Origin of the sequence: Rhizobium sp. NZLR11 (genome assembly GCF_019685115.1) — a bacterium.
Taxonomy (GTDB): domain Bacteria; phylum Pseudomonadota; class Alphaproteobacteria; order Rhizobiales; family Rhizobiaceae; genus Rhizobium.
Genome location: NZ_JABDWD010000012.1, coordinates 204,484 through 214,765 on the forward strand (window position 1 = coordinate 204,484; position 10,282 = coordinate 214,765).

Genomic DNA, 10,282 nt, shown 5'->3' on the forward strand with positions numbered 1-10,282 from the left:
AGGACAGAATGATGAAGATCGACCGCATGCGGGTTTTCATGACCCGCGACAAGGACCGTCCGCGCGTGATCGTCGCGCTCGATACCGATGACGGGCTTACGGGCTGGGGTGAATGCTACAATCACGGGCCGGACAAGGCGCTTCCGCCGCTGCTCGATTATCTCTGCGGATTTTTGTCCGGCCAGGATCCGACTCGCGTCGAGTATCTGGTCAATCTGCTGGTCCAGCAGAGCCGGTTCCCGCCGGGCGCGCTTGGCCTTGCCGCGATCTCCGCGCTCGATCATTGCCTGTGGGACCTTGCGGCCAAGGCGGCGAATCTCCCGGTCTATAAGCTGCTCGGCGGCGAGGTGCGCGACCGCATCAAGGTCTATGCCGGGGTTTATACCGCTCCCGATGCGCCGGCGGCCCGCGACGAATTCGATCGCCTGAAGGAGGGATGGGGGTTCACCGCCTTCAAGCTCAGCCCCTGGCGGATCGACATGCACTCCAATCGCTGGGGCAATGTCGTGAAGGCCTCGGCGGATTATTTCCGCTCGCTTCGCGAAACGGTCAACGACGAATACGAGATCGCCTTCGACGCGCATGCGAAGATTTTCGAGCCGGTCGCCGCTCGCCAGCTCGGCAATGCATTGGCCCCCTACGACCCGCTATTTTTCGAGGAGCCGCTACGGCCAGAAAACATCGAGGCCTGGGGCGATCTGAAGCAGGGCCTTAACTGCACGTTGGCGACCGGCGAGTCGCTCTACAACAGGAACGAGTTCCTGCGGCTGCTGCAGGTCAAGGGCGCCGATCTGATCCAGCCGGATATTTGCGTCGTCGGCGGCATCAGCGAAATGCGCCGCATTGCCACGCTCGCCGAAGCCTTCTTTGTCGGCGTCGCGCCGCACAACCCGATGGGCCCCTTGGCAACGGCGGTCAACGTGCATTTTTCAGCTGCGGCGCAGAATTTTCGTATCCTCGAATACCGGCTGCCGAAGGGCCAGGCCTACGTCTATGGCGGCAACGATATCGAGAAGCGGGAAGGCGAAACCCGTTACGTCGTCGATCCCTATCTACCGAAGGACGGCTATCTCGAACTGCGCCCGGATCGGCCCGGCTGGGGCGTCGAGATGGACGAGAAGGCGATGGAGGAGGAAGGCTATATCCACTGGCAGCGGCGCGTGCCGAAGCGGCCGGACGGTTCTTACGCCTTCGCTTAGAGACGTCTCGAAAATCGGGAACTGGCTGCTGCCGCATGGGGCGGCCAGTTCCTTTTATGTGCCCACTAGGCGTCTTTCGGCAGCACCGAGCGAACCCTTGCGATGAAGACATGGAAGTCCCGCATGAAAATGCGAAGGAAATCGGCGGTGGTGTCGTTCGTGACCTCGCCGTCATCGGTGATCAGCCCCGGTGTGAACTGGATGTAGGCTTCCGGGGCATTCATCTGGGGAGAGTTGCAGAAACTAAGCACGCTGCGCAAATTCTGCTGGGCGACGGCTGTGCCTATCGCGCCAGGTGACGTGCCGATAACCGCTGACGGCTTGCGTGTGAACGAGTTGGTGCCGTAGGGGCGGCTTGCCCAGTCGATTGCGTTTTTCAGCCCGCCAGGTATGGATCGATTGTATTCGGGCGTGATGAACAGCACGGCGTCGACGGCCGCGATTGCCGCCTTGAATGCCTTGCCGGCCGGGGGATAGTCGGCGTCATAGTCGTAGCTGTAGAGCGGCAGGTCCTTGAAGGATATCTCCGACATTTCAAGTTCCGGCGGGGCGAACCGCACCAACGCCTTGGCAAGCTTGCGATTGATCGAGCCCTTGGCGAGGCTGCCGATGAGATAGCCTACTTTATGCGTGGTCATGGCGTTCTCCAATATCACGCATGACAAGGACGTCTTGCGCAAGAATCATAAAAGGGCTCTCTTGTCCTTCGAGCGCACGTCACTAATCACCGACGAAAGTGACCGTCTCGGCGAGCGGGGCGCGGCCCGTATGGGCAGAACTTGCCGCTGGGTCCTCGTAGCCGATCGACATGCCGCAGAAGAGGATGAGCCCGTCCGGGGGTGACAGGACCTCCGCGACCGTCTCGCGAACCTGTGACCACGCCATCTGCGGGCAACTGTGCAGTCCTTCGGCGCGCAGCAGCAGCATGACGGTCTGCAGATACATGCCGACGTCGGCCCATTGGGGTAGGCCCAGGTCACGGTCGATGTAGCAGAACAGGGCGGCGGGCGCGCCAAAGCAGTTCCAGTTGGCGATTGCTGCCCGCTGGCGCGCCTCCCAGTCCTCGCGCGCAATGCCGAGCGCGCTGTAGCGCTCCTTGCCGAAGGCGGATCGGCGCTCCCCGTACGGGGACTTCATCGCGGGCGGATACATCTCGTACTGCCGCGTATCCCAGGCGTCGCCGTGGGCCACGCGCTCGACGGCGGATGTCTTGAGCTCGGCCAGCGTCGCGCCGGTCATCACATAGGTATTCCACGGCTGGATGTTCGATCCTGACGGCGACCAAGCCGCGGCGGACAGCACGCGCTCAAGTATCTCCCTGGCCACAGGTTTGTCTTTGAATCCGCGCACCGACCGTCGGCTAGTGACTGCCTCATATACGTCCATCATCGCCTCCTGCTGACCGTTCCGTTCCTGATGTGGTTGATTATCTCCATTCGCAATTGAGACGTAATCACACCGTGGTCTAGGAGGCGTACATCAAACGTCCATCAGAAACCGATGCATCCGACCTGACGCCTGCAAGATCATCCTCAGCAGAATCGGAGACCAATTACGAGCGGCAAGAGCGGGGCTCGTCATTTCGTCAGGTGCCCGGCTCGGGCGCTGTCTACCGGGGAGCGATGGCACGATCCGAAGATGTCGGCGAGCGTATCGAGCATCGTCCTGGCCGTGCCGGATTGAAGTGAATAAAAGATCGTCTGGGCAGACCTTCGCGTCTGCACGAGTCCTTGTTCTCGAAGAATTGCCAGATGCTGGGAAGTCGAAGATTGGCTCAGTCCCACTTCATCAGCCAGGACGGTCACGGACACTTCTCCCTCGGTCAACAGATGCAGAATGTGAAGCCGTTTGGCGTTCCCCATGGCCGACAAGAAGTTTGCTTCGATGTCGAAGGCGTTGGCTTCAGGGGAGGGCGAGGCTGGTGATCGATTGTACAGGCGTGATCTCCTTTATGAAATCTAAGCCGGGCATGAGGTCATATCCCTGAGCTTTAATTTAGAGATAACGCATGGGTGCCAAGGCGAAACCCATTGCTGGCGCCGCGCCGTCTTTTTCGACGCGAATCGGATACGGCGCGCATCAAATGGACAGGCAGCTGATGTGCGAGGTCGGGTCTCGTCGTTTTGGAAAGGGCCTGGCAAAAAAATTAACGCGAGCCTGTCTGCCGCATTTGCGCGGGCAGCGTCTCCCAGGCCCGGATCAGTTCGCCAATCGAGGCGGCCTCCATCTTGTGCATGACGTTGCTGCGATGCAGCTTGACCGTCACTTCGCTGATGCCGAGATCGAAGGCGATCTGCTTGTTGAGGCGTCCGTGCGCCACTTCGTGCAGAACTTCGCGCTCGCGCTGCGTCAGCGTCTCCAGGCGTTTGACATTGCGTTTGGCGATTGCGGCTTCGGCCCGTCGCTCGGCATCCATCGCAATGGCCGCGGTGATGGCGTCGAGCAGCGTCTGGTCCCGCACCGGCTTGGTGAGAAAATCCACAGCACCCGCCTTCATTGCCTGAACGGTCATCGGGATGTCTCCGTGGCCGGTCAGAAAAATGATCGGCTTGGAAATGCCGTTTTCGGCCAGATGGCTCTGCAGGTGAAGGCCGCTTGCTCCAGGCATGCGCACATCGAGGATCAGGCAGCCGGGGTTTTCCATTATATCGGCATCAAGCAATTCTCGGGTCGAGGCAAAACTAATCGACTGAAAACCCGCCGACAGGATCAACTCCGACAGCGCCTCGCGAACCGATGCGTCGTCATCGACGATAATGACGAGCGGCTCTAACTCTTCACATCTGCCCTGCAATGATAACGGCGCCGATCTCCGCTGCAACGGCTGGTCAACTCTCATGTTACCCTCCATCTCTCGATTGGTGTAAAGCGTTGGCGATGGCCGACAGCAGGGCCTGGGCATCAAAGGGCTTGCGGAAAAACCCGCCCGTGCCCTGAGCACGGCCCTGATCGGCTATCTCGTGGCGACCCGTGATCAGGAACACCGGCAACTCGGGACGTGATTTTCTGACCAGGTCACGAAGCTCGAAGCCGTCGATGCCGGGCATTCCGATATCAGTGATGAGCAGGTCGAGGTCCGACAGCCCGCTGACGAGCAGCGAGCCCGCCGACGGGAAGCCGCGGGCCACATAACCCGCCGATTCCAGAAGGTCGCCCATCGATTCAAGCAGTCTTGGATCGTCGTCGACAATTGCGACAACATGTCTTGTCTCGTTCATGTTCAATTCCCCCCCACTCGGCGCGAGTGGGTAATCGGTATTTCCAATTTCTCCGCGATCCGCACGAGATCGGCGAGCGACGCCGCCGCCATTTTCTGCATCACATTTCTTCTATGGATCTGCAGCGTAACTTCGCTGATCCCCAATTCGGCTGCTGCCTGCTTGTTGAGAAGACCGCTGACCACGAGCGGCAGCACCTCGCGCTCGCGCGGCGTCAGGTCGAGATAGTGTCGTTTGAGCATATCGAGTTCGGCACGTTCCGATCTCTTCACCCGATCCTGGGCGAGCGCCGCGTGGATTGCTGCCATGAGATCCGCGTCACTGAACGGTTTGGTCAGGAAATCCACGGCGCCGCTTTTGATCGCACGCACGGACGAGGGGATGTCGCCATGTCCGGTAATGAAGACGATCGGCGGATGATCCCCGTCGGCGATCTGTCTCTGCAGGTCGAGGCCGTTGATGTCAGGCAGCTCGATATCGAGGATGAGGCAGGCGGCTACATCCGACTTGTCCGCTCTCACGTAATCGCCGGCGGATTCGAAGGCGATGGCGCGCATGCCGTGCGCGTCCATGAGCTCGCTGAGCGCCTCCCGGACACGTCCGTCGTCATCGACGATGAAGACGATATGGTCATCGACCGTCATGACGCCGCCTTCGTTTCTATCGGCAACGTGAAGATCAACGTCGCTCCGTGCGGATTGTTCTTCTCTGCCCACAATCGTCCGCCGTGCAGCTCGACGATCGAGCGGCAGATCGCCAGACCCATGCCCATGCCATTTTCCTTGGTCGTGAAGAACGGCTCGAACATCTTCTCGGGGAACGCGATACCCTGACCGCGATCACTGATTTCGGTCTGTACGGCATTCCCCATATGGCGCACGCGCATGCCGATCACCTTGTCGCCGGCGACAGTGTCCATCGCCTCGATGCCGTTGCGGACGAGATTGATCAGGACCTGCTGGATCTGGACCCGATCGATGGCGATAAGCGGAAGGTTTGCATCGACGTCCACGTTCAGCCTGACGCTCCGCCGTGCCGCTTCGTCGGCCATGAGATTGCGGGCTTCGTCGACGACGCCGGCGAGCGTCGTGTAGACCCTCCGGTCTGCGGATTGCTTGAACAGGGCGCGGATACGGCTGACGACATCCGCGGCCGAGTTGGCGTCGCGGATGATGCGCTCGACCGTCCTCTGTGCCCGCTCCATATTCGGCGGTTCCGCCATCAGCCAGCGCTGGCAGGCATGCGAGTTGGCGACGACGGCCGCGAGCGGCTGGTTCACCTCATGGGCGATGGAGGCCGAAAGCTCGGCAAGGCTCGCCACCTGGCTTGCCCGCGCAAGGCCCTCTCGCGCCTGACGCAGATCTTCTTCCGTGCGAACCTCACTGTCGATATCAAGGCAGATGACGTTCCACTGGACGATAACGCCTTCGGCATTGCGCATCGGTGCCGCACGCGTCTCGACCCAGCGATATTCGCCATCGTGGCGCCGCAGACGATGCCGGCGCGCATAGGGCTCGCCGGTGCGCAATGAATGGGCATAGTTCTCTTTGACCCCGGCCACGTCGTCGGGATGAACGCCGGCATCGAGCGTGCCGTCCAGCCGGGTTTTTCCCGTACCGTCCAGCTCTTCGAGCTTATATCCGAGAAAATCGCGCAGCTGAGGGTTGCGGTATACCGGCTCCCCATCGGGCGCTGCGCAATCGATCATTGCCGGCAGCGTTTCGACGATCTGCCAGAGCGACCGCTCCCTCTCACGCAACTCCTCCTCGATGCGAAGTTGATCGTCGATGTCATGGGTCAGGCCGTACCATTGAATGATCCGCCCGCTCTCGTCCCTCAACGGTTCGGCGCTGCCTCTGACCCAGCGGTAGACGCCATCAGCGCGCCGCAGGCGATATTGTTTCGAGAAGCGCTCGCCGGTGGCGAAGGAATGCCTTAGCGCCTCGGCAAGGCTCTCCGCATCGTCGGGATGAATGGCGGCTTCGATGATGGCGGACAGCCGGTTCATACCGGGCTTGCCTGTGTCTGCAATATCGGGACCGAGAAAATTGATCAGCCGCTGGTTGAAGAAGGTCGGCTCCCCCTCGGCATTCAGGCGCCAGAGAAGGCTCGGTACGATGTCGACGAGCTGTGACAGCTCCCGTTCCCGCTCACGCAGGGCCTGTTGTGCGCTGACCTCGTCATCGATGTCGATCGCAGCCGCGTACCATTGCACGATCGCGCCATTCTGATCCCGCAACGGCTCCGCGCGACCTTGCATCCAGCGATATACGCCGTCGGCGCGGCGCCGGCGATACCGGATTGTGTAAGGCTCGCCGGTCGCAAGCGCGTGAGCGAGCACCTCTTTCATACGAGGTCCATCCTCTGGATGCACGGTCGCCCCGATGATGGCCGCCAATCGACTGATATCAGGCCTGTCCCAGGCAGCGACGTCATCTATTCCAATGGATTGCAGGGTGCGCCTGCTGAAGAAGGTCGGTTTGCCGTCGGGCGCCATGCGGCCAATGTGAACCGGGACCATGTCCACAAGCTGCGACAGTTCGCGCTCGCGATCACGCAATGCTTCCAGGGCGCGCACCTCTTCGTCGACGTCGAGAGAAACGCCGTACCACTGCACGACAGTTCCGTTGCCGTCGCGCCGGGGTTCCACCCTGCATTCCGCCCAGCGGTAGATGTCGTCTTTTTCGCGCCAGCGAAACCGCATGGCGGTACCGCCGCCGCTTTCGAAACAGTTCTGCAGCGTGCGCTGGACGTCGGGCGCGTCTTCGGGATGAATCAGCTGCCGCAGCAGTTCTTCGATGCGCGGCTCGCCGAGAGCGTCGAAATTGGCGATGACGGCGCGGAAATGGTCCTGATAGCGTTTGTTGAAATAGACCGACCCGCTCGCCGGCTCCACGCTCCAGACGCGAACCGGCACCGCGTCGATCATCTGCTGCAGCGCTCGCTCGCTCTGGCGCACCGCCTCTTCGGCACGGACCTGATCGTCGATGTCGTGGCAAAGGCCATACCATTGGACGATGCTGCCGGCCCGATCCCGCATCGGCTCGGCGCGGCTCGACATCCAATGATAGATGCCGTCGGCGCGACGCAGCCGATACCGCATGGCGAAGTTTTCGCCGGTCACGAGGCAATGGTTGAGCGCCTCCCCGAAGCCGGTTGCATCATCGGGGTGAATGATGGCCTCGATGACCGCTTCCAGCCGGCTCATGCCGGGCCTGTCCGAATCCGCGACATCGAGACCGAGGAAATCGATCATCCGTCTGTTGAAGAAGGTCGGTTCGCCCTGGGGTGTCAGACGCCAGACGTGGCTCGGAACCATGTCGACAAGCTGCGAGAGCTCCCGCTCCTGCTCGCGCAACGTCTCAACGCTTTGGCGCAACGTGAGCACGGCCAGCTGATGTTGCCTGGATATGGCGGCGACGATCAGCGCCGAAAATGCCGAGATCGCCAGGAAAAGCTGCAGCATGATCTGCTTGTGTTTCTGGGACTCGGCATCGCCGACAAATTGGCCGGCGCCGGTTATCGTGAAGACGACCGTAATCAGGGCGAGGAGGGCGAGCGATATGGCCGCACCCTTGAATTCGAAGCGGACTGCGGCCCAAAGAAGGGGCGGCATGATGATGTAGGCGAAGGGAAGGTAGCCGCTGAGCGAAAGAGCGGCGACACCGAGAAAAATCAGCCCAAGGACGCAAGCCTCCACCCATTGCGCCGCCGAGAGCCGGGTCTTGCCGCGCCAGTTATGGAAGACGGAGAGCGCCAGCGGCGCGACGATCAGGACGCCGGTTGCATCACCGATCCACCAGAGAGGCCAGGCGGTCACGAAGGACTGCGATTGGATGCCGAACCACGCGAGCGTCGCGCTTCCCACCGTCGCGCTCACGATTGGCGCAATTCCGGCGCCCAGGACGATGAATGCGAGAACCTCCTGCAAGGTTTCCAACTGAGCCGGCCGCTTCAAGGTCCGATTGACCAGCCATGCCGCGACCACTGCTTCAAGAGCGTTGCCGACATACATCAGAAAGGCCGCCGGCAGCGGACTGTGGAACCAGAGGGCATTGCTGAACAGCTCGGCCAGGCAGCCCCCCAATATCCACCACGGCCAGCTGCGCCTGGGGGCGAGGATGAGCGTTGCGATGAAAAGCCCGCCCGGAGGCCAGATGGAAATGCCCGTTCCCGGCACGATCGCGAGCGATTGGGCAAAGCCGCAGCCGAGCACATAGGCGGCGATGAAGAGCCCGAGATACAGGGCGCGGGGGCGGTGCGACCAGACGTTCGTCATCCACCGCTCCTGCCGGACAGACAAGGCCGGGGGATCATCAGCATTTGGTGCAGCACTCGTTCTTGATGTCGGGGCTGGCGAGCTCATGCTACGAACCGTAATCCCGTCAAACCACCGTCGCAACTCATGGAAATCCATACATTGCGCGGAGGGGTAGTGTTGCACCGGGTCCGGATCGTCGGCGCGAAGGAGCAAGCGGGAGACCGCTCCCGTTCCGGTGGGTCATCCTAAACCTTCGGTCTACTCCATTGTACCTACGGCTAAGGCGCCGAGCCACACGCATGATGGAAGGGTTTTGGCCTTCCGGTCATTGTCGATCCAATCGATCGTGAGGATGCAGACATGAAAATCACCGTGGTGGGAGCAAGTGGTCTCATCGGAACGCGGCTCAGTGAAGGCCTGCGCCGGTTGGGCCACGAGGTTACGGACGCGTCCTTGTCGTTTGGCGTCGATACGGTGACCGGTAAAGGCCTTGACGCGGCTATAGCGGGAGCCGACGCCGTCGTGGACGTGACCAACGCCGCATCATTCGGCGACAGTGCGGCACTGGATTTCTTCAGGGCGTCGACGAAGAATTTGCTTGCCGCCGCCTCCGAGGCAGGCGTCGGGCATTATCTCGCCCTCTCCGTCGTCGGCGCGCCCCGGCTCGTGGAAAGCGACTATTTTCGCGCGAAAATGGTGCAGGAAAATCTCATCCGGGCTTCAAATCGCCCCCATACGATCCTCCGCTCCACCCAGTTTTACGAGTTCATAAACGGATTGATCGACATCGGTGCGCAAGGCGACGTCTTTCGATTGCCGCCAGCCTTGATGAGGCCGGTCGCAGCCTCGGAGGTCGCCGCCTTTCTGGCCGAATTGACCCTCGCAACGCCTTTGGGCGGTATCGTCGAAATCGGCGGCCCGGAACAGTTCGGTATCGATGACGTCGCACGGATCTATCTGGCCGCGAACGAAGACGAGCGGCCGGTGATAACGGATCCGTCCACATCGTATTTCGGTGTCGAATTGACCGATGACGCATTGCTTCCCGGCGCCGGCGCACGGGTGGCGGCCGAGACGCTCTCCGACTGGCTCTACCAATCGATGGCGGATTAGTTCTGCCGGCGAATGGCCTCGTTTCGCCTGTAGAGAAATTCACGCCGAAATCCGTTGAGACCCTGAACCTCGTACCGACCTCGGCTATCGCTGCGCGACCGTCTTTGGAGGTTTCCTATCGACCGGAGTTGACGTTACTTCGTGAACAGTAACCGGTGTTCTGCTCCCACATTGTCATCGCCGCCCTGATCTGTGATCGCCTATCCATGGACGAGCAACGGGAGTTTCTCCATGGAGACTACATTGGAGGTTCTCACGACCAGGAAGTCTGGACGTGAGGTTCACCGGCACTGGCCGGACGAGGTGAAGGCGCAGATCGTTTCGGAGAGCCTTCGGCCCGGCGCGATGGTCAATGAGGTCGCAGAGCGTCACGGCCTGAAGCCGAACCACCTCTCGACTTGGCGAACGATGGCGCGGCAGGGAAAGCTTGTACTACCTGCACCCGAGGATGCGGTAGAGTTCGCAGCGGTGATCATCGATCCGCCCGCTTC

Annotated in this window: 10 protein-coding genes; 3 read left to right on the top strand and 7 right to left on the bottom strand. The window is 61.1% G+C overall.

The genetic code is table 11. From position 1 onward, the window contains the following. Nucleotides 1-11 precede the first annotated feature (11 nt). Entirely contained in the window at nucleotides 12-1,199 is a 1,188-nt protein-coding gene (locus HJB83_RS21305; protein ID WP_207585201.1) for a mandelate racemase/muconate lactonizing enzyme family protein, read from the top strand. 65 nt (nucleotides 1,200-1,264) lie between these two features. On the opposite strand, the gene HJB83_RS21310 is transcribed toward HJB83_RS21305, so the two are convergent. The 7 genes from HJB83_RS21310 to HJB83_RS21340 form a co-directional block, all read right to left on the bottom strand. Next, nucleotides 1,265-1,837: an NADPH-dependent FMN reductase gene (locus tag HJB83_RS21310; protein WP_221115054.1), complete on the bottom strand. Its 573-nt coding sequence runs from the start codon at nucleotides 1,835-1,837 to the stop codon at nucleotides 1,265-1,267. Between the two features lie 82 nt (nucleotides 1,838-1,919). Continuing rightward, the gene (locus HJB83_RS21315) at nucleotides 1,920-2,585 is read right to left on the bottom strand and encodes a nitroreductase (RefSeq protein WP_221115053.1); all 666 of its coding nucleotides are present in this window, start codon (nucleotides 2,583-2,585) and stop codon (nucleotides 1,920-1,922) included. 191 nt (nucleotides 2,586-2,776) lie between these two features. Then, nucleotides 2,777-3,136, bottom strand: coding sequence for a helix-turn-helix transcriptional regulator (locus HJB83_RS21320; protein ID WP_221115171.1), 360 nt, complete (start codon nucleotides 3,134-3,136; stop codon nucleotides 2,777-2,779). 209 nt (nucleotides 3,137-3,345) lie between these two features. Further along, on the bottom strand, nucleotides 3,346-4,038 hold the full coding sequence (locus HJB83_RS21325) for a response regulator transcription factor (protein ID WP_221132579.1): 693 nt from the start codon (nucleotides 4,036-4,038) through the stop codon (nucleotides 3,346-3,348). Nucleotide 4,039: 1 nt separating this feature from the next. After that, nucleotides 4,040-4,417, bottom strand: a complete 378-nt coding sequence (locus tag HJB83_RS21330; protein ID WP_221115051.1) for a response regulator transcription factor — start codon at nucleotides 4,415-4,417, stop codon at nucleotides 4,040-4,042. A gap of 2 nt (nucleotides 4,418-4,419) precedes the next feature. After that, on the bottom strand, nucleotides 4,420-5,061 hold the full coding sequence (locus HJB83_RS21335) for a response regulator transcription factor (RefSeq protein ID WP_207584772.1): 642 nt from the start codon (nucleotides 5,059-5,061) through the stop codon (nucleotides 4,420-4,422). Beyond that, on the bottom strand, nucleotides 5,058-8,696 hold the full coding sequence (locus HJB83_RS21340; RefSeq protein ID WP_221132580.1) for a PAS domain-containing protein: 3,639 nt from the start codon (nucleotides 8,694-8,696) through the stop codon (nucleotides 5,058-5,060). Before HJB83_RS21340 ends, HJB83_RS21335 begins: the two co-directional genes overlap by 4 nt. 342 nt (nucleotides 8,697-9,038) lie before the next feature. On the opposite strand from HJB83_RS21340, the gene HJB83_RS21345 reads away from it, so the two are divergent. Continuing rightward, the gene (locus HJB83_RS21345) at nucleotides 9,039-9,791 is read left to right on the top strand and encodes an SDR family oxidoreductase (RefSeq protein WP_221115048.1); all 753 of its coding nucleotides are present in this window, start codon (nucleotides 9,039-9,041) and stop codon (nucleotides 9,789-9,791) included. Between the two features lie 231 nt (nucleotides 9,792-10,022). Next, nucleotides 10,023-10,282, top strand: a 260-nt coding sequence (locus HJB83_RS21350; protein WP_221132581.1) for a transposase, incomplete at its 3' end; no start/stop codon positions are given.